The 19,535-nt window shown below is 72.3% G+C and carries 15 protein-coding genes; 8 read left to right on the top strand and 7 right to left on the bottom strand.

All coding sequences use genetic code 11. The features are described from left to right. From AOK24_RS31550 to narI, 3 genes are all read left to right on the top strand, one after another. Positions 1 to 1,114 (top strand): 4Fe-4S dicluster domain-containing protein (locus AOK24_RS31550; RefSeq protein ID WP_055723449.1); only part of this gene is annotated, 1,114 nt, incomplete at its 5' end. Beyond that, complete coding sequence (narJ, locus tag AOK24_RS31545) at positions 1,111 to 1,824, top strand: nitrate reductase molybdenum cofactor assembly chaperone (protein ID WP_055723448.1); 714 nt, start codon at positions 1,111 to 1,113, stop codon at positions 1,822 to 1,824. The genes AOK24_RS31550 and narJ, both read left to right, overlap by 4 nt. Then, positions 1,821 to 2,519 (top strand): respiratory nitrate reductase subunit gamma, encoded by a 699-nt coding sequence (narI, locus tag AOK24_RS31540; RefSeq protein WP_055723447.1) that lies wholly within the window; start codon positions 1,821 to 1,823, stop codon positions 2,517 to 2,519. The genes narJ and narI overlap by 4 nt, the downstream gene beginning before the upstream one ends. An 89-nt stretch (positions 2,520 to 2,608) precedes the next feature. On the opposite strand, the gene AOK24_RS31535 is transcribed toward narI, so the two are convergent. Continuing rightward, positions 2,609 to 4,789 (bottom strand): MMPL family transporter, encoded by a 2,181-nt coding sequence (locus AOK24_RS31535; RefSeq protein WP_063799547.1) that lies wholly within the window; start codon positions 4,787 to 4,789, stop codon positions 2,609 to 2,611. A gap of 139 nt (positions 4,790 to 4,928) precedes the next feature. Between AOK24_RS31535 and AOK24_RS31530 the strand changes: the two genes are divergently transcribed. Continuing rightward, positions 4,929 to 5,819 (top strand): acyl-CoA thioesterase, encoded by an 891-nt coding sequence (locus tag AOK24_RS31530; RefSeq protein ID WP_055723446.1) that lies wholly within the window; start codon positions 4,929 to 4,931, stop codon positions 5,817 to 5,819. Between the two features lie 6 nt (positions 5,820 to 5,825). Here the strand turns inward: AOK24_RS31530 and AOK24_RS31525 are convergent, their stop codons facing one another. Continuing rightward, complete coding sequence (locus AOK24_RS31525) at positions 5,826 to 6,563, bottom strand: SDR family oxidoreductase (RefSeq protein ID WP_055723451.1); 738 nt, start codon at positions 6,561 to 6,563, stop codon at positions 5,826 to 5,828. Between the two features lie 93 nt (positions 6,564 to 6,656). Here AOK24_RS31525 and AOK24_RS31520 point away from each other — a divergent pair, with 93 nt between their 5' ends. Beyond that, positions 6,657 to 7,496 (top strand): LysR family transcriptional regulator, encoded by an 840-nt coding sequence (locus AOK24_RS31520; RefSeq protein WP_055723445.1) that lies wholly within the window; start codon positions 6,657 to 6,659, stop codon positions 7,494 to 7,496. Between the two features lie 22 nt (positions 7,497 to 7,518). Here the strand turns inward: AOK24_RS31520 and AOK24_RS31515 are convergent, their stop codons facing one another. The 4 genes from AOK24_RS31515 to AOK24_RS31500 form a co-directional block, all read right to left on the bottom strand. After that, complete coding sequence (locus AOK24_RS31515; protein WP_055723444.1) at positions 7,519 to 8,280, bottom strand: SDR family oxidoreductase; 762 nt, start codon at positions 8,278 to 8,280, stop codon at positions 7,519 to 7,521. Then, on the bottom strand, positions 8,277 to 9,704 hold the full coding sequence (locus AOK24_RS31510) for a coproporphyrinogen-III oxidase family protein (protein WP_055723443.1): 1,428 nt from the start codon (positions 9,702 to 9,704) through the stop codon (positions 8,277 to 8,279). The genes AOK24_RS31515 and AOK24_RS31510 overlap by 4 nt, the downstream gene beginning before the upstream one ends. 69 nt (positions 9,705 to 9,773) lie before the next feature. Next, positions 9,774 to 13,679 (bottom strand): type I polyketide synthase, encoded by a 3,906-nt coding sequence (locus AOK24_RS31505; protein WP_276206870.1) that lies wholly within the window; start codon positions 13,677 to 13,679, stop codon positions 9,774 to 9,776. Positions 13,680 to 13,996: 317 nt separating this feature from the next. After that, a complete protein-coding gene (locus AOK24_RS31500; RefSeq protein WP_055723441.1) occupies positions 13,997 to 14,836 on the bottom strand; it encodes a helix-turn-helix transcriptional regulator in 840 nt (279 codons plus the stop codon). A 169-nt stretch (positions 14,837 to 15,005) separates the two neighbouring features. Here AOK24_RS31500 and AOK24_RS31495 point away from each other — a divergent pair, with 169 nt between their 5' ends. The 3 genes from AOK24_RS31495 to AOK24_RS31485 all read left to right on the top strand — a co-directional run bounded on the left by AOK24_RS31495 (position 15,006) and on the right by AOK24_RS31485 (position 18,240). After that, positions 15,006 to 16,055 carry an aldo/keto reductase gene (locus AOK24_RS31495; RefSeq protein ID WP_055723440.1) on the top strand — a complete coding sequence of 350 codons (1,050 nt, stop codon included), beginning with the start codon at positions 15,006 to 15,008 and terminating at the stop codon, positions 16,053 to 16,055. Between the two features lie 40 nt (positions 16,056 to 16,095). Next, positions 16,096 to 17,142 carry an SMP-30/gluconolactonase/LRE family protein gene (locus AOK24_RS31490; RefSeq protein ID WP_159052043.1) on the top strand — a complete coding sequence of 349 codons (1,047 nt, stop codon included), beginning with the start codon at positions 16,096 to 16,098 and terminating at the stop codon, positions 17,140 to 17,142. Between the two features lie 264 nt (positions 17,143 to 17,406). Then, on the top strand, positions 17,407 to 18,240 hold the full coding sequence (locus AOK24_RS31485) for a PIG-L family deacetylase (protein WP_055723438.1): 834 nt from the start codon (positions 17,407 to 17,409) through the stop codon (positions 18,238 to 18,240). An 18-nt stretch (positions 18,241 to 18,258) separates the two neighbouring features. Here AOK24_RS31485 and AOK24_RS31480 read toward each other — a convergent pair. Further along, a partial coding sequence (locus tag AOK24_RS31480) for a cation:proton antiporter domain-containing protein (RefSeq protein WP_240554227.1) occupies positions 18,259 to 19,535 on the bottom strand: 1,277 nt, incomplete at its 5' end.

The raw sequence follows: 19,535 nt of genomic DNA, 5'->3' as shown, positions 1-19,535 counted from the left end.
CCCCCGCTCCGTCCTCACCGGCAGGCCCACCGCCGTCACCTGGGGCGCCAACTGGGAGGACGGCCTCGGCGGCGCCCCCGAGATCGCGGGCGCCGACCCGAACCTCGGCGGCGCCTGGGCCGAGAAGGTGCGCTTCGAGTTCGAGCAGACCTTCCTCTTCCACCTGCCCCGCCTGTGCGAGCACTGCCTCAACCCGGCCTGCGTGGCGGCCTGTCCGTCCGGCGCGCTGTACAAGCGGGTCGAGGACGGCATCGTCCTCGTCGACCAGGACCGCTGCCGGGGCTGGCGGATGTGCGTGACGGCGTGCCCGTACAAGAAGGTGTACGTCAACCACGCCACCGGCAAGGCCGAGAAGTGCACCTTCTGCTTCCCGCGCATCGAGGCCGGCCGGCCCACCGTGTGCTCGGAGACCTGCGTCGGCCGGCTGCGCTACCTGGGGCTGCTCCTGTACGACGCCGACCGCGTCGGAGAGGCCGCGGCCACCCCTGACCCGCGGGACCTGCTGGAGGCCCAGCGCGGCGTCTTCCTCGACCCCCACGACCCCCACGTCACCGCAGCGGCACGGGAGTCGGGGATCCCCGAGGACTGGCTGGACGCCGCCCGCCGCTCCCCCGTGTACGAACTGGCCGTACGCCACCGGCTCGCTCTCCCGCTGCACCCGGAGTACCGCACCCTGCCCATGGTCTGGTACATCCCCCCGCTCTCCCCGGTCCTGGACGCCGTGACCGGCGCGGGTGGCGACCAGGACGACCCCGACCACGTCTTCGCCGCCGTCACCCGGCTGCGCATCCCCCTGGAATACCTGGCCGAACTGTTCACCGCCGGGGACACGGACGTCGTCGCCGGGGTGCTGATGAAGCTCACCGCGCTGCGGTCGCACATGCGGGCGCGCGCACTCGGCGACGACGGCACCCTCGACGCCGTACACCTCACTCCCCGCGACGCCGAGGACCTGCACCGGCTGCTCGCCGTCGCCAAGTACGAGGACCGGTACGTCGTTCCGGCCGCGCACCAGGAGGACGTCGCGGCGCTGGAGAACCGCTGTCCCGTCGAGACGGCCGGCGATCGCCGGGTGCCGCTCGGCATGCCGACCCTGCGAGGAGGACGACCGTGAGCCCGCTGCCTTCGACCCTGACCGGCATGGTCCGCACCCGGGTCCGGGCCGCCGTACGCCGCCTCACCCCCGAGGAGGCCGGGGCGCGCGCCCTGCTGCTGCGGCTGTGTTCGCTGCTGCTCCAGTACCCGGACGGTGAACTCGTCGCGGCCCGCGCGGAGTTGACGGCCACCGTCGAGGCGCTGCCGTCCTCCACGGCCGCCCGGCACCTGAGCGCGTTCACCGCCTGGCTCGCCTCCCAGGAGCCGCAGGCCCTGGAGCGGCACTATGTCGAGACGTTCGACCTGCGGCGGCGCAGCAGCCTGTACCTCACCTACTACCTGCACGGCGACACCCGTCGCCGGGGCATGGCGCTGCTGACCCTGGGCCGGCGTTATCGCGCCGCCGGTTGGGACGTCGGCGCGGGTGAGCTGCCCGACCATCTGCCGGTCGTCCTGGAGTTCGCGGCGCTCGCCGGGCCGCGCGGCGGGGAGGCTCCGCTGCGTCAGCACCGGCGCGGCCTGGAGCTGATCCACCAGGCCCTCGGCGACGCCGGCTCCCCGTACCGGCACGTCCTGGCCGCACTGCTCACCCTGCTCCCGCCCCCCAGCGAGGCCGACCGCGCGGCGGTGGCGCGGCTCGCCGCCGAGGGACCGCCGGACGAGGAGGTCGGCCTCGCCCCCTACCCGGGCTTCGACGGCGGCGAGCGCGTTCCCGGGGAGCGGCGATGAACGTCTCGGCCACCGGCCTGCTCCTGTGGGTCGCCTTCCCCTACGCCTGCCTCGCCGTGTTCGTCGCGGGACACGTCTGGCGCTACCGCCGCGACCAGTTCGGCTGGACCACCCACACCAGTCAGCTCCTCGAACACCGCTGGCTGCGCTGGGGAAGTCCGCTGTTCCACCTGGGTGCCTTCCTGGTGATCGCCGGGCACGTGGTGGGGCTCGCGGTCCCGGAGGCGTGGACCGAGTCGGCGGGGGTGAGCGAGCACGCGTACCACACCGCGGCCGTCTGGCTGGGTTCAGTCGCGGGACTCGCGATGGTCGCCGGGCTGGGCCTGCTGTGCGCCCGCCGCCTGCTGGCCCGCAGGATCCGCCTCACCACGGACCGCAGCGACAGACTCCTCTTCCCCCTGCTGGCCACGACGGTCCTGCTGGGCATCGCGGCGACCGCCGCGCACAACGTCTTCGGCGCCGGGTACGACTACCGCGAGACCGTCTCCCTCTGGTTCCGGGGTGTGTTCACACTCCGCCCCCGGCCGTCGGCCATCGCCGACGCTCCCCCGCTGTTCCGGCTCCACGCGCTGAGCGCCTGTCTCCTCTTCGCCGTCTGGCCGTTCACCCGGCTCGTGCATGTGTGGAGCGTGCCGGTCGGCTATCTCGCGCGGCCGTATCTGGTGTACCGGCGCAGAGCCACCCCGGCAGCCTGAGCCTCGGCCGACGCGACCCCCTCGGCGCCTCCTTCACCGACGGCATCTTGAGGGTCGCCGCCGGCGCCCTCATCGGCCCGCGACGCCGGTCACGCCTCGGTGTCCTCCCGCAGCCCCACCCGGTAATGGAAGCGGCGCAGGGGTGTGGGGGCCCACCAGTTGGCGCGGCCCGCGAGGCGCATGAACGCGGGGACGAGGACGGCGCGGACGAGGGTCGCGTCGAGGATGACCGCGAGGGCGAGGCCGACGCCGAGGAGTTTCAGGAGGGTCACTCCGCTGACCGCGAAGACGGACAGGACGACGGCGACGAGGAGTGCGGCGGCGGTGATGATGCGGCCGGTGTGCTGGAGGCCGAAGGCCACCGACTCGGTGTTGTCGCCGGTGAGGAGGTATCTCTCGCGGATGCGGGACAGGAGGAAGACCTCGTAGTCCATGGAGAGTCCGAAGGCCACGCAGAAGGTCAGGATGGGGATGGTCGCGTCCAGGGTGCCGGTGTGCAGCGGGCTGCCGACGAGGAAGGAGAGGTGCCCTTCCTGGAAGACGAACACCATCGCCCCGAACGTGGCGCTGAGGCTGAGGGTGTTGAGGACCAGCGCCTTCAGCGGCATCAGCACGCTCCCGGTGAACAGGAACAGCAGCACCAGGGAGAGGCCCACCACGATGCCGATCGCCGCCGGGGTGGCCCGGGTGATGGCCGCGGTGCTGTCAGCGACCTCGGCGGCTCGTCCCCCCACCCAGACCCCCTGGGTTCCGTCGGGCGGCGTCACCTCCCGCAGGCGGCCGACGAGTTCGGTGCCCTGCTCCACCGCCGAGACCACGGAGAGCAGCGTGAGGTCGCCGTCCACCAGGCCGGCGGCGGCCGGGCCGGGTTCCTGGACGCGGCGGCCCTCCTGGTAGGAGCCGGTGGACGCGTTCACCTGCCGGACGCCCCGCACCGTGGACAGTGCCCGGGCGTAGGGGTCCAGGCCGGGCTCCGTCCCCCGGACCACCACCGGGACGGTGCCCAGCACCCCGGCGTCGAAGCGGTCGCGCAGCACCTGCGTGGCGCGGTGGACCTGGGAGTCGGCGGGCAGCGAGCGGTCGTCGAAGAGACCGGAGGAGACCCGCGTGAAGGGGGACGCCAGGACCAGCAGCAGGACGGTCACGGCGCCGCCGTACAGGACGGGGCGGCGCATCACCGCCTTCGCGAACCGGTACCAGCGCCCCGCCTCGGCGGCGGCGGGCGGCGCGGCGGCGCGCCAGCGGGCGAAGACGTCGTAGCGGTTGACCCGGTGGCCCAGGACGGCCAGCAGCGCGGGCAGGACGAGGACCGCCCCGGCGGCGGCCGTGAGGACCACCGCGATCCCGCCGTAGGCGAAGGACCGCAGGAAGAACTGGGGGAAGACCAGGAGGGCGACGAGGGACAGGGCGACGGTGAGCGCGGAGAACGCGACGGTCCGCCCGGCCTTGCGCACGGTGGGCACCAGGGCTTCCTGGACCGTGGCGCCGCCGCGCAGTTCCTCGCGGAAGCGGGCGAGGATGAACAGGCTGTAGTCGATGGCGAGTCCGAGGCCGAGCGCGGTGGTGGAGTTCATCGAGTACACCGAGATCGGCACGGCGCCCGCGAGCGCGTTGAGCACGGCCCGGCTCACCAGGATCGACAGCAGGGCGATGACCAGCGGCAGGGCGGCGGCGACCGCGCTGCCGAAGATCAGCAGCAGGAGGACGAGGGTGACCGGCGTGGCGATCGCCTCCGCGAGCAGCAGGTCGTGCGCGGTCTGCTCGCCGACCTCCGACTGCACCTGCGCGGCGCCGGCCGCCATCACCGTCAGCCCTTGCGCGTGTCGCCGCATGTCGGGCACCAGTCGCTCGGCGGTCTTGGCCCGGTCGTCCTCGTCGCCGCGCAGGGAGAGGGTGACGAGGCCGATGGAGCTGTCCCGGGAGCGGAGCGCGGGCGCGCGCCCGGCTGTCCAGTACGAGGTGGCCGCCCGCACGCCGGGAGTGCGCTCCGCGCGACGCGTCAGTTCCGTTCCCACCGAGGTCATCCGCTGCGAGTCGACCGGGCCCGCGCCGCGCAGGAGCAGTACCAGGTCGTCGTCGGTGGTGGAGAAGTGCTCGGCCACCAGGCGCTCGGCGCGGGAGGACTGGGCGCCGGGATCGGCGAACCCGCCGTGGACCAGGCGGTTCTCCACGCCCAGGCCGCCGATCGCGGCCAGGACGACAACCGCCGCGCTCACCCACAGGACGACCGTGCGTCGCCGGTACAGCAAGGCTCTGACGCGGTCGGACATGAGGGTCCTCCGATCGTCGGCCGGGCGTCACTCCGGGGTACCGTACCGACTGACGCCCTGTCAGCGGCTCAACTCGGCCAGCTTCAGGGCCTGTTCGGTTACTGGCCGGCGCACGGCGACGCCGAGGTGAGTGGGGTCCATGGATCAGCGAGACGCACTGCTCGACCTGCTCGATCTGCTCGATGTGGACGCCGTGCCCGGCCGGGGCGAGGCCGCGTACTTCCGCGGGCGGGCCCCGCTGGAGCAGTCCGCCCCCGTGTACGGCGGGCATCTGGCCGCCCAGGCGCTGGCCGCCGCAGGCCGTACGGTGTCCGGCGCGCTGGCCGTGCACTCGGTGCACGCGTCGTTCACCCGGCCCGCCGTGCCGGACGCGCCCTTCGAGCACCGGGTCGAGCCGGTGCGCGACAGCGCGGCCTTCGCCACCCGCCGGGTCTGTACGAGCCAGCGCGGCCGGGAGGTGTTCGCCCTGACCGCCTCCTTCCACCGCCCCGAGCCCGGCCTCGCCCACCAGACCCCCATGCCGGCGGCCCCGGCGCCGGAGGGCCTGCCCACCTACGAGGAGCGGCTGTCCGAGGCGTTCGGCGCGTACGTGTCACCCCTCGGCAAGCCCTACGACCAGCGGTTCGTCGGACCGTTGAGCTTCGACGTGGAGAAGGACCCGTCGCTGGCGTCCGCCCGGACGCAGGTGTGGCTGCGCACCCACGGCGAGTTGCCTCCCGGGGCGGGCGGCGACCGCGAACGGCTGCTCCACGCCTGCCTCCTGGTCTATCTCTGCGATGTCACCATGCTGGAGACCGTGCTCGTGCGGCACGGCGTCTCGTGGTTCCACGCCAGTGGCCGCAGCCTCGACTACACGGTGTGGATCCACCACCCCTTCCGCGCGGACGAGTGGCTGCTGTGCGCCCACGAGACCCCCGTGGCCGCCGGCGGACGGGGGCTCGTCCTCGGCCAGGTCTTCACCCGTGACGGCATCCTGGCCGCCACCCTCGCGCAGGAGGGTCTCCTGCGCGTGAGCAGCGGCCATGGCTAGGTCGGCTCACCAGGGGACGACCCCGTTGTCGTCGAACAGCCGGCCGGTCGGGCCGTCGTCCGGCAGGGTCGCCAGCCGGATGGCGATCGCCGCGCCCTGTTCGGGGGTCCGGGTCCCGCTGAATCCGTTGAGGTCGGTGGCCACGTAACCGGGGCAGGCGTTGTTGACCAGGATGTCGGTGCCGCTCAGCTCCTTGGCGTACTGGATGGTGACGGCGTTGAGACAGGTCTTCGTCGGCGCGTAGCCCCCGCTGATCCCCCCGAGGTCGACGCCGGGCGTGGTCTGCAAGGTCAGGGAGCCGACGTGGCTGGACTGGTTGACGATCCGGGGGTGCGCGGAACGGCGCAGCAGCGGCAGCATCGCGTTGGTGACCCTGATGACGCCGATGACGTTGGTCTCCAGCAGCCGCCGTACGGTGTCGAGGTCGATGGTCGTGGGTTCCTCCGGCCAGCCGCCGGCGATACCGGCGTTGTTGACCAGGACGTCGAGCCGTCCTGCCCGCTCCTCGATCAGGTGGGCCGCGGCGGTCACGCTCTCGTCGTCGGTCACGTCCAGGGGTACGCCGAACGCGTCGGCGCCGGCCGCGCGCAGCTTCGCCACGGCGTCCTCGCGGCGCCGCTCGTCCCGGGCGCCGACACCGACGCTCCAGCCCCGCGCCCCCAGTCCGGCCGCGATCTCGTACCCGATTCCCTTGTTCGCGCCTGTGACCAGCGCGATCGTCTTCTCGCTCACGACAGCGAGCATGCCGGTGCCGCAGCCGGGCACCAACACCAGCTCGGTAGTGCGGCGATACCCGGACGGTATCGATCGGCCGTCTGCCGTCATTAGCCTGTACGCATGGAGATACGCGAGCTGCGGTACTTCGTCGCCGTCGCCGAGGAGCTGCACTTCGGCAGGGCCGCCGAGCGCCTCGGGATGGCCCAGCCGCCGCTGTCCCGCGCGATCGTCCAGCTCGAACGGCGGCTCGGGGTCGCGCTGTTGGAGCGCACCAGCCGCAGGGTCACGCTCACCGGGGCCGGAGCCGTGCTGCTGGCCGAGGGGCGTGCGATCCTCAGCGCGGTGACGGCGGCCGAGCGGCGTACCCGACGGGCCGCGGCAGCAGAGCCCAGTCTCGTCCTGGCCGTGAAGTCCGGCACCGCCGGTGAACTGCTGGCGAAACTGCTCGACGCCTACGCCGGGGAACCGGGCGCGGCCACCGTCGATCTGCTGCTGTGCGAGGCGCACCAGCACCAGCAGTTGCTGCTGGACGGGCGGGCCGACGTGGCGCTGCTGCACCTGCCCTTCGACTCGGCAGCCGGTCTCGACACCGAAGCCCTGTGCACGGAGGGTCAGGTCGCGATCCTGCCGGCCTCGCACCCGCTCGCCGGCCGCTCCGAGGTCCGGATGGCCGACGTCACCGCGCTGCCGGACCTCCCGATGGCCCGCTGGCCCGGTCCGGACGGCACCTACCCGGAAGGGCCGGGCACGGAGGTACGGAACCTGACGCAGCTCTTCCAGATGATCGCGCTCGGCCGCACCACCGCGGTCCTTCCCGAGTCGGCCGGCCCCGGCCTGCGCCAGGACCTCGCCGCCGTGCCGGTCCTGGACGCGCCGCCCGTGACCACGGTGATCGCCTGGCCACCGCACAGCCGCCTTCGTACCGTGGCCGACCTGGTCCGCGTCGCGACACGTCGGTGAACCCGGACCAGGAGAGCAGCCGCTAGACGACCAGGCCGCCGGAGACCTCGATGGCCTGCCCGGTGATGTAGCGGGCCCGGTCGGAGGCGAGGAAGCAGACCAGGTGTGCCACGTCCCTCGGTGAGCCGAAGGCGTGGCCGGGGATGAGGGACTTGAGGAACTCGGTCCTCTCCGGCGGTATCGCGGCGGTCATGTCGGTCTCGATGAGCCCCGGGGCGACCGCGTTGACGGTGACGCCCCGGGCGCCGATCTCCTTGGCCAGCGCCTTGGTGAAGCCGATCACCCCGGCTTTGGCGGCGGAGTAGGCCGTCTGGCCGGGGATGCCGTGCAGCCCGGAGGAGGACGCGATGTTGACGATGGCGCCGCCGCGCTGTTTGACCAGCGGCATCACCAGGGGTCTGGTGACGGCGTACATGCTGTCGAGGTTGGTGCTGATGACCTCGTGCCACTGCTGCGGCGCCATGCGGGCGAACGTGGTGTCCCGGGTCACGCCCGCGTTGTTGACGAGGACGTCGAACCGGTCCAGGTGGCCGAGCGCCGCGACGGCGAAGCGCTCGGCCTCGTCGGTGTCGGCGACATGGGCGTACAGCGGGACGCAGAGCCGCCCGGGGTGGGCGGCTCCCAGTTCGTCGGCGAGGGCGCGGGCGCGGTCCTTGTCGCTGTGGTAGCCGAAGACGACGTCGGCGCCCTGTTCCAGTGCGAGACGCACCACCGCGGCGCCGATGCCGCGCGACCCACCGGTGACGACACAGCCGCGCCCCGCCAGGGGGAGCCCGTCCGTCACTGTCCGCTCCGGGACGCCGCCGCCGGCCTGCCGGACTCCTTCTTGCGCCGTGCCGCCTCCTCGCGCAGTTCGCGGTAGCGGTCCTCGGCGAGCAGGGCCGAGATCATCGGCGCGTAGAACGCGCCGTCGCCGGTCAGCGTGATGCGTTCCGGTGTGATCCGGGCGTAGCCGCGCTCGGCCAGGGCGTCCCAGACGGTGGCGAACTCGTCGTAGACGTCGAGCCCGAAGGCGGCGCTGTACTGGGTCCGGTCGATCTCGGTGCTGATGAGGCTGCGGAAGAGCAGCATCATCAGCCAGTCCTGCGAGGTGTGCCGGTAGCCGCGTTCGACGGGGAACCTGCCGCTGTCGACGGCCGCCTTGTACTGGGCGAGGTTGCGCTGGTTGATGAACGACCAGGAGCGGCCCGGGTCGAGCGCGGGGTTGCCGAAGAAGGTGATCGCCGCGTAGCCGAGCCCCAGGGTGTCGAGGTGGTCGAAGCGGGTGGTGTAGCCCTCGCGGAAGTCGTGGGCCGTGGGGTCGCCGGGGCGGCGGAAGTTGTACGTGGAGAGCTGCCGGTAGCCGCGGTCGAGCAGGAAGTCGCGCCCCGCCCGGTACATCTCCAGGTTGGCCAGGGTGCTGGGCAGTTCGTGGAAGCGGTTGAGCGCGAAGTCGGTCGGGCCGCCGACGTTCAGCTCGTAGTGGGTGATGTCGTAGACGTCCCAGGAGACCAGGGTCTCCAGGTCCTCCAGCATCGTGTCGACGGTCTGCTGCGGCCAGCCGAAGATCACGTCGACGTTGGCGGACAGCCCGAGTTCGCGGGCCCACTCCAGGCTCTGGATGACGTGCTTGGTGGTCTGTTTGCGGCCGCTGAAGCTGTTGAGGCGTTCGTTGACCTGCTGCACGCCCATACTGATGCGGTTCATCCCGGAGTCGCGGATGGCCTGCATCTTCTCCCGGGAGAACAGCTGGGGGATGCCTTCCAGCGTGAGGTCGGCCTGCTGCGAGATCTCCGGGAAGAGGCGGCGGACCATGTCCATCAGCCGGTGGTAGACGGGGCCCTTGTAGAGGTTGGAGGTGCCCCCGCCGAAGTACGCTCCGGCGAGGACGGAGCCTTGCATCTGCTCCCGGTACATCTCCGCTTCGCGCTCCACGTACCCGTAGTAGGTCTCCAGGGCGGCGTTGCCCTGGAACTCCTCCACGGGGAAGAGGCAGTACCCGCACTTTCCGGGGTCGGTCTGGATGCAGTACGGGACGCCGACGTACAGGAACACCGGTGACGTGCCGTGCGCCTCCCGCAGGCGGGTGCGGTCCTCGGCGATCTCGTCGAGGGGCACGGAGAGTTCGTTCCAGTAGCGCGGCGACGGGAAGCCGTGCTGGATCTTGTTGACCTGGCGTTCACCGAGATGGCTGTCGAGGTAGTTGTTGACGTAGTCGGGGCTCAACACGGTGCTGGCACTTCCCCTCTGGTGGGATCTGCCGGGATGTGGTCTGCCGGTCGCGGCGAGGGACCTGGCTCAGGAGCGCGCCGGAGCGTCAGCGCCGGCCGGGTCCGCGAGGATCACGTGGTGGAGGAGGTACTCCGCCAGTTCGTCGATGCTCTGGTACTCCAGGGCCTCCATGGCCTTGAAGCGGAAGTCGAGCTTCTCCTGGATGCGCCGCTGGAGTTCGGTGATGGTCAGCGAGTCGAGGCCGATCTCCAGCAGGGCCAGGGAGGGGTCGAGGTCGCTCAGGTCGATCTCCAGCTCCGCCGACATCCGGCCCAGGGTGTCGACGATCTCGACCGTGAGCCAGTCGATGACCGCCTGCCGGCGCTCCCCGGCCGCGAGCGGTTCGACGCGTTCGCGCAGTTCGCGCCGCGACTCGCCGCTCTCGTGGGGGCGGTTGTCGGCCGCCGAGGGACCGGCGGGCGAGCCCAGGCGGCGGAACTCGATGCCGTCGAGGTCCGCGAGGAGGTGCCCGGTGTCGTCCAGGACGCGCAGGCGCGCCGTGAACGCGGTGTCGGTGGCGTCGGCGCTCAGCCGGACGTGGCCCCAGATCTGGTCGGGCAGCGGTGCGTGCAGCACCATCCGGCCGATGCCCGCCGGCAGGTAGGTGCCCTTGGCCGCGCCGTCGCGTGCCGCAGCGGCGGCCAGGTGCAGACAGCCGTCGAGCATGGTCGCGAAGCGGTGGGCGTGCCCGGACCGTGCCGCGCCGTCGGGAGCGGCGGTGATCCGGCCCAGCGCCTGGCCGCCGGCTTCGTCGGTCCACAGCTCGCGGACGGTGGAGAAGCTCGCGCCGTACTCCAGGCCGTCCTCGCGCAGCAGCCCGTACAGCCGCCCGGGCGCGAGCGCCGTGGGCATCTGCGCGCGCAGCTCTTCAAGCGGCTCGGCGGGGGCGCCGGGGTGTCCGGCGGCGGGGCCGACCGTCCCGTGGCAATAGCGGGGCGCGTCGTCGCCGTCGCCGCCCGCCACGGTGAACCGGAAGCGGCCGTCCGCCGGGGCGCCCTCCCCGGCCAGGTCCACCCGTACGCTGCTGGACCCGGTGGGAGCCAGGACGAGCGGCCGTACGAAGTGGACGTCGGTGAGCTCGACGGGCGCGGCGCCGAAGCCGTCGGCCGAGGCGCGGGCGTCCACGGCCAGCTCCAGATAGCCGGTGGCGGGAAACACGGTGGCGCCGAGGATGCGGTGGTCCACCCAGGGCGTGCCGGGCCGCACGTCCTGCCGGTGGACCCGGTGCACGGCCGGCTCGGGTGCCGCCGTCCGCGGCGCCGGGGCCGTCGCGCGCCCGGTGTCCTGGGGTGTCACCCAGTACCGGTCCCCTCGGAAGGGGTACTGCGGGGCGGTGGAGGTACGGCGGTGGCCCGGGCCCCGGTAGAGCGCGGGCAGGTCGATCGCGGCGCCCGCCGTGAACAGGGCGCCCGCGGCGGCGAGGAGGTTGCGTACGTCCCGCCCGTCGCGCCGGAGGGTGGGGATCACCGTCACGCCGGACGTGCCGAACGCCTCGGTCACGTACGTCCGCAGCGCGGGGTGGGGACCGATCTCCACGACCGCCGTGCAGCCCCGGGCGGCGACCGCGCGCAGGGCGTCGTGGAACCGGACCGGCCGGCGGGCCTGCTGGGTCCAGTACTCGGGCCCCTCGGCGCCGGTCAGCGCCTCGCCCGTGACGCCGGAGAACACCGCGAGCGCCGGTGCGGCCGGACGGAGCATGGCGGCGGCCTTGCCCAGCTCGGGCAGGGCCGGGTCCATCAGGGGCGAGTGGAAGGCGTGGGAGGTGCGCAGCCGGGTGACGCGGACGCCCCGCGCCGCGGCGAGGCCCGCCACGTCGTCGACGGCCTGCGCCCGGCCGGAGACGACCACGGCGCGCGGCCCGTTGACCGCGGCCAGGGAGACGTCGGCCTCGCGCCCGGACAGCCAGCCCTCCACCGTGCCGGGGTCGGCGTCGACGGCGAGCATCACGCCGTCACGCGGCAGCTCACCCATGAGCCGGCCGCGTACCGCGCTGAAGTGAGCGGCGTCCTCCAGCGTGAGGACGCCGGCGACGCACGCGGCGGCGACCTCGCCGATGCTGTGCCCCACCACCGCGTCCGGCACCACCCCCCAGGAACGCAGCAGGGCGCAGAGCGCGTACTCGACGGCGAACAGCGCCGGCTGCGCGAGGCGTGTGTCGTCGAGCGCCTGCGGTGACTGCTCCTCGAACAGGAGCCGGCGCAGCGGTACGGGCAGTTCGGCGTCGAGGACCTCGGCGCACCGGTCGATCGCGGCGGCGAACTCCGGTTCGTGGTCGTAGAGTTCGCGGGCCATGCCGGGGTGCTGGACGCCCTGGCCGGTGAAGACGAAGGCCGTCCTGGCCGCCTTGAGCGGGCGTCCCGAGGTGACCGACGAGGGCGTGCGCCTGGTCCGCCACAGCCGCAGGTCGCCGGCGATCTCGGTGCCGTTGCGGCCGGCCACGGCGAGGCGGTGGCGGTGCGTGGCCCGGCCCGCTGCGGCGGTGTACACGGCGGCCGGGAGGCTCTCCCGGTCGGTCTGCGCGAGGTACTGCGCCCAGCGGTCGGCCAGCGCGTCCAGGCTCGTCGGGGATTTGGCGGACAGCACCAGCAGTTCGGCGGGGCGTCGACGCTCCGTGTCGGTGTACGGGCGCGGTCGCGGGGCTTCGCGCAGCAGTACGTGGGCGTTGGTGCCGCTGTAGCCGAAGGAGTTGACGGCGGCCAGGCGCGGCGCGTCCCCCCGGGGCCAGGGCACGGGCTCGGTGGGGATCTCCACCGCTGCGCCGCCGAGGTCGATCTTGGGGTTCAGGCGGTCGAGGTGGACGCTGGGGTAGATGGTCTCGCGGTGCAGGGACAGGGCGGCCTTGAGGACGCCGAGGAGTCCCGCAGCCGCCTCGGTGTGTCCGAAGTTGCTCTTCGCCGAGCCGACGTACAGGGGCCGGTCGGCGGTGCGCGGGCGTCCGTAGGCGCTGGCGATGGCGCCCATCTCGATGGGGTCGCCGACCGGGGTGCCGGTGCCGTGCGCCTCGATGTAGCCGACCTGCGCCGGGTCGATGCCGCCGCGGGTGAGGACGGCGCGCATCACCTCCTCCTGGGTCCGCCCGTTGGGGGCGGTCAGGGCGGGGGTGCGGCCGTCGTGGTTGATCGCGGTGCCGACGATGTGGGCCAGGACCGGATCGCCCCGCTCCTCGGCGAGCGAGCCGCGGCGCAGCAGCGCGGCCACACAGCCCTCGCTGCGGACATAGCCGTCCGCCTTCGCGTCGAACGACCGGCACTGGCCGCTGGGCGAGAACAGGCCGAGTTTGCAGAACGCGATGTGGACCTGCGGGTTGAGGATCAGATTGGCGCCGGCCACGATGGCCGCGTCGCACTCGCCGGTGAGGATGGACTGCCGGGCCAGGTGCATGGCGACCAGCGAACCGGAGCAGGCGGTGTCCACCGTGAGGCAGGGGCCCTTGAGGTCGAGGAAGTGGGCGACGCGGCCGGCGCTGATGCTCATCGAGTCGCTCATGGAGTCGTAGGCGGTGATGCCGCCCAGGCCCACGGCCTCGTGCTTGAGGATGAAGTAGCTGTTGCTGTTCATGAGGGCCAGGAACACGCCGGTGTTGCTGCCCCTGATCTCGTCGGCGTTCTGTCCCGCGTGCTCCAACGCGTGCCACACGGTCTGGAGGAGCAGGCGCTGCTGCGGGTCCATGCGAGCCGCCTCGGCGTCCGAGATCCCGAAGAACGCCGCGTCGAACAGGTCGACATCGTCGACGAACCCGCCGTGGCGGGTGTAGGTCTTGCCCGGGGCCAGGGGGTCGGGATCGTAGAACTCGTCCACGTCCCAGCGGCTGGACGGGATCTCTTCGACGCAGTCCCGCCCTTCCCTCAGGACGGTGTGCAGGTCGTCCAGCCCGTGAACCCTGCCGGGCAATGTGCATCCGACCCCTACTAACGCAATGGGCTCAGCATCCATGCCGATCTCCTTCGGCTGGGGGTGACGGCGCTGTCGTGGCGGGGCCCACATGAGGTGGAGGCCCAGGACGGCCACACGGTGTGAAGGATCGGAGCGCGTTCACTTGTCGGCGGCATCCAGGACTTCGGCGAACCGCCGGTCCGTGCACGAGTCAGCCGAAATGCCCCTCAGCGCAGCTGTGCAAGGCTAGGTGCGGCACGGCTACGGGGTCAAGGGCGCTGCCGCCGGGCGGCACGGCACCCTCGAAAGTGCGCCACAGCGCTCCGCCGGCCCGTCCGGGACGCAGGATCTCGTCCGGCCCGGGTGGGCGAGCCGGGTCAGCTGGAGTTCCAGCTGCCGATCAGCCGCAGCGCGTCGGCCGACGGGGTGTTGGGCTGGGCCGAGTAGGCGATCAGCTTCCAGTTGCCCGTCCCGGCCACGTCCACGGCCTCGTAGTGCAGGTCGAGCGGTCCTACCAGGGGGTGGTCGAGCCGGTAGCGGCCGTGCGACTTGTCGTTGACGTCCTGCTGCGCCCACAGTTGGCGGAACTCCTGGCTGCGCATGGACAACGTGCCGATGAGCTCGATGAGTTGCGGGTCGTCGGCGTACCGGCCGGCGTTCAGGCGCAGGTAGGCGACGGTGTCGGCGCACTTGCGCGGCAGGCTCTGCCCGAACAGTTCGCGAAAGGTCTGGTCGAAGAAGACCAGCCGGGCGGCGTTGCGTTCGGCCGCCGGCAGCGTGGGGAAGTCGGCGAACACGCCCCTGGCCAGGTCGTTCCAGGCGATGAACTCCGCGCGCGGTCCCACGATGTAGGCCGGTCCCGCGAGGGTGTCCAGCAGCATCCGCAACGAGGCACGCACGTCGGCCACCGGCTCCTGCCGGGAGCGGCTGGACTCAGGGCGGGCGAGGTTGCGCAGGTGGCGGGTCTCGTCGGCGCTGAGCCGCAGGGCCCGGGCTATCGCGTCGAGCACCTGCTCGGACACGTGAGGATTGCGTCCCTGTTCCAGCCGTACGTAGTGATCGATGCTCACCCCCGCGAGCTGGGCGAGTTCCTCCCTGCGCAGCCCCGGTACCCGGCGCCGGCCGTGCGTGGCCAGTCCGACCTCCTGCGGCGTCACCCGGTCCCGCCGTGAACGCAGGAACATGCTCAACTCTGTCCGTCGATCCACACCGCCCATTATGGGCAGGCCGCCGCCCCGTCAGGGTGGGGAGCTTTTCCCCAGGATGCACCTGCCCTGGCAAGGCTCGCGCGGCCCGGCCGACAGTGATACGGCGGGTCCGACCGGAAGCCGTCCGGTGTGCCGGGGACCCTCGCACCGTCATCTGTCGCCGTGGAAAGAGAGAGCCATGCTCGCCAAGCAACCGCTGGGCCGTACCGGGATGGAGATCACCCGGGTGGGGTTCGGATCCTGGGTGGTGGCCGGGTCCGGTTGGATGTTCAGCTGGGGCGACACCGACGACGCCGAGTCGATCGCCGCCATCCGGCACGCGATCGCCTCGGGCGTGAACTGGATCGACACCGCGGCTGTGTACGGCCTCGGCCACGCGGAGGAACTGGTCGGCAAGGCGATCGCGCATCTTTCCGAGAAGCCGTACGTCTTCACCAAGGCCGGCCTGGTGTGGGACCGGGACAACCCGTCGGCCGCGCCTCGGCGGATCATGAAGCCCGCGAGCGTGCGCCGCGAGGTCGAGGACTCGCTGCGGCGCCTCGGCGTGGAGCGGATCGACCTGTATCAGGTGCACTGGCCGGACACCGGCGAGTCCCTGGAGTACGCCGGTGACGGCTTCGGCACGGTATCGCCCAACGCCACGCCGCTGGAGGAGTATTGGCAGGTCATGGCCGATCTGAAGGCCGAGGGCAAGGTCGGTGCGATCGGGCTGTCCAACCACGACGTGGCGCAGTTGGAGGCGGCGGAGAAGATCGCGCACGTGGACGTGATCCAGCCGCCGTTCTCGGCGATCAACCGGTCGGCGGCGGCCGAGGTCGCGTGGGCGGACGCCAACGGCACCGGCGTGATCGCCTACTCGCCGATGCAGTCCGGACTGCTGAGCGGCGCGTTCACCGCCGAGCGGGCGGCGTCGCTGGGCGCCGACGACTGGCGGTCCGCGCATGCCGACTTCACCACCGGGCTGGCCGCCAACCTCCGGCTCGCCGACGCGCTGAAGCCGATCGCCGCGCGCCATGGGGCGAGCGTGGCCGAGGTGGCCATCGCCTGGGTGCTGGCCTGGCCGGGCGTCAGCGGCGCCATCGTGGGCGCGCGCAGGGCCTCCCAGGTCGACGGCTGGATCGGTGCGGGAGATCTGGAGCTGACCGCCGCCGACCTGGACGAGGTCGGCGCCGCGATCACCGCCACGGGCGCGGGTACCGGCCCGGCCACGCCCCGAGACGCAGGGTGAACTCTCCGCACCGGCCCGCCCCGACGAGATGGAGCATGTGATGGGTAAACAGCCCGTGTCGCGGCGGAGGATGCTGACCGCCGCCGCCGGCACTGCCGCCGTGGTGGCCACGGCGGCCTGGACCCGGCCGACGTCGGCCACCGTGCCGCCCGGCGGCAGCGCGCCGCCCGGTGCCGGCCGGCTGCCGGCGCAGTACATCGTCCCCGGAGACCGGGCCTTCCCCACCGGGCACGCGTATGACCCGCGCACCGGCCACATCTACGTCGGCAGCGCCGCGGACGGCACCCTCTACCGTGGCCATCTGACCAAGTCCGCGGTGCGCTCATGGTCGGCCGACGGCACCGACGGCCGCAGCACCACGTCCGGGATGGCCATCGACTCCGCCGGACGGCTCATGGTCGGAGGCGCGGACACCGGCACCTTGCGGGTGTACGACACCGAGCGCGGCGCACTGCTGGCCCTGCTGCGCGGCGTAGACGGCGGTTTCGTCAACGAGATCGCCGTCGCGCCGGACGGCAGCACGTACGCCACCGACTCCTTCCGGCCCGTCGTCTATCGGCTTGCCGATTCCGGCAGCGGTTGGCGCCTCGAACGCTGGCTCGACGTCACCGCCACCCCCATCGAGTGGATCGACGGCCGTCACAACCTCAACGGCATCACCTGCGTCGGAGGCCATCTGCTGACCGTCAACAGCTCCACCGGGCAGCTGTGGCGCGTTGACCGGTCCACGCGGCAGGTGCTCCGGGTCGACCTCGGCGGCCACCAACTCCCCAACGGCGACGGGCTGGCCTTCCGCGACGGGCTGCTGTACGTGGTCCAGGGCAATATCAACGATGTCCCCGGTCTCACCCCCCAGGTGACCGTCATCGCCATGTCCCCCGATCTGTCCCGAGGCCGCTACACGAGCCGCCTTCTCGCACCCGGCGGCTTCCACCACCCCAGCTCCATCTCCCTCGCCCGCGACCGGGCGTTGGTCGTCAACAGCCAGTACAGCCGCTGGATCAACGGCCTCCCGCCCGAGGTGCTCCCCTTCACCCTCTCCGCCGTGCGGCTGGACGCGGCCGTCCCCTCCGATCAGGGCCTTTAGACCAAGGCCGTGCGGTCCCCGCTGAGGTACGGGCGGGATCGATCGGGCAGATCACCCACCAGAGTCCGTCCTGCGCATGCAAGCCGCCATGAGCGCGTCCTCGGCAGTCCCCCGGGAACAGCCGGTCCGGTCGTCGTGGTTGCATCGACGAGACACCCGGCAGCAGGGGGCGAGGGCCGGAGACCGCCCAGGCCCCCTGCCCGGGACCGTGGCGCACTGTCCGCGCGCCCGGATCACGACATACGTCCGCAGGAGGACTGTTCGATGACTGACCGGCCCTTGACGCTCATGGCGGTACACGCCCACCCCGACGACGAGGCCACCGGAACCGGCGGGGTCCTCGCGCGATATGCGGCGGAAGGCATCCGCACGGTTCTCGTGACCTGTACCGACGGCAGTTGCGGTGACGGACCGGGCGGGGTCAAGCCCGGCGATCCCGGGCACGATCCGGCGGCGGTCGCCCTGATGCGCCGTCGGGAACTCGAAGCGAGCTGCGACGTCCTGAAGGTCTCCGATCTGGAGACGCTGGACTACGCGGACTCCGGGATGATGGGCTGGCCGGGCAACGACGCCCCCGGCTCCTTCTGGCGGACCCCCGTGCGGGACGGCGCGGCCCGGCTCGCGGACCTCATGCGGCACTACCGCCCCGATGTGGTCGTCACCTACGACGAGAACGGCTTCTACGGCCACCCCGACCACATCCAGGCCCACCGCATCACGATGGCGGCGCTGGAGATGACCGAGCTGGCGCCGAAGGTGTACTGGACCACCGCGCCCCGCTCGATGATGCGGCAGTTCGGCGAGGCCATGCGGGAGTTCCAGCCGGACCTGCCGGAGCCCGACCCCGCCGAGGCCGCCGCGCTGGCCGAGATCGGCCTCCCCGACGACGAGATCACGACGTGGGTGGACACCACCGGCTTCAGCGGCCAGAAGTTCGACGCGCTGGCCGCGCACGCCAGTCAGGGCGAGAACATCTTCTTCCTCAGGATGGGCAAGGAGCGGTTCGCGGAGCTGATGGGCATGGAGACGTTCGTCCGTGTCCAGGACACCACCGGCGCGGCCGTCCCGGAGAACGACCTCTTCGCCGGGCTGCGCTGATCCGCGTCCTCGCCGCGTTCACGGGCTGGTGCTGACCACCGCGGGCGTCCGCTCGGCCGCCGACCGCTTGATCAGCGCCTCCGAGCACATGCCGTGCAGCAGCACGCTGCCGAGGACGGACAGCACCGTCGTCTGGAGGACGGTGTCGGCGCGGGCGCCGTCGGGGAGGCTGTTGTAGGCGATGAGGCCGAAGACGATCGTGGTGGTCCCCCGGGGCCCGAGGAGGCCGAGGAGCAGGCGGTCCTTGCGGCCGAGGGGGGACCCGGCGAGGGCGACCAGGACCGGGACGATCCGTACGACGGTGAGGGCCGCCAGGCAGAACAGGACCGCCTGCCAGCTCACGCCGATCGCGAACGTCACGACCGCCGCGAGCCCGACGACGAACCACATGGTCATCGTCATGAGGGTGGTGACGTCCTCCAGGAGGACGACCTCGTGGCTGCCGAGGGAGGAGCGGTGGGCCTGGCGGCGGGCGACGAGGACGCGGTGGACGTAGCGGAAGGCGATGCCGCAGACGAAGGACGTGACGAAGCCGTTGCCGCCGATCTCGACGCCGGCCGTGTAGGCGATCAGCGGGGTGAGCAGGACGGCGATCCGGCGGGACTGGGGGGTCGTCCAGTCCACGCGGTCGGCCCGGTCCAGGAGCCAGGCGACGAGGCAGCCGATGACGAGCCCGGCGATGACGGCCTTCACGGCCTGTCCGGCGGCGCTGGTCAGCGCCTCGGTGGGGGTGTGGAGGGCGCTGTCCCCGCCGGCCAGCAGCAGGGCGAACAGGAAGAGGGGCGAGACGATGCCGTCGTTGTAGCCGCTCTCGACGTTCAGCACGCTGCGTACGCGCGAGGAGAGCCGTCCGTCGCGTACGACGCCTTCGCTGGGCGCGAAGTCGATGGGGACGACGACGCAGGCGATGACCAGCATCAGCGCCCAGCCCAGGCCGGGGAAGACGAGTTTGCCGAGGAGCATCGCGGCGCCGAGGCTGAGCGGGAGCGCGATGAGCAGGACGCGGGCGACGAGGCGGGGCGAGTTGCCCCAGAGGCGTCCGCCGCGGATCTCGGTGGCGTCGACGAACAGCAGGAACGCGAGGATGATCTCGGCGGCGTGCTGGGCGACCTCGGTGTTGAGCGCGGCGGCGACGGAGTCCTCGACGCTGAGTCCGACCAGGACTCCGGCCAGGACCATGGTCGCGGGGGCGCCGAGGTGCCAGCGCTGGAGGCGGAGCGCGGCGAGGGAGCGGATCAGGGCCATCAGCGCGGCGGCCAGGACGGTGGGGATCACGGGCGTGCGGACTTCCGGGG

The sequence above is a fragment of the Streptomyces niveiscabiei genome (assembly GCF_001419795.1).
GTDB classification, from domain to species: Bacteria; Actinomycetota; Actinomycetes; order Streptomycetales; family Streptomycetaceae; genus Streptomyces; species Streptomyces niveiscabiei.
Note: the sequence above shows the minus strand (reverse complement) of the source record. Positions and strands in the feature narration are given on the sequence as shown.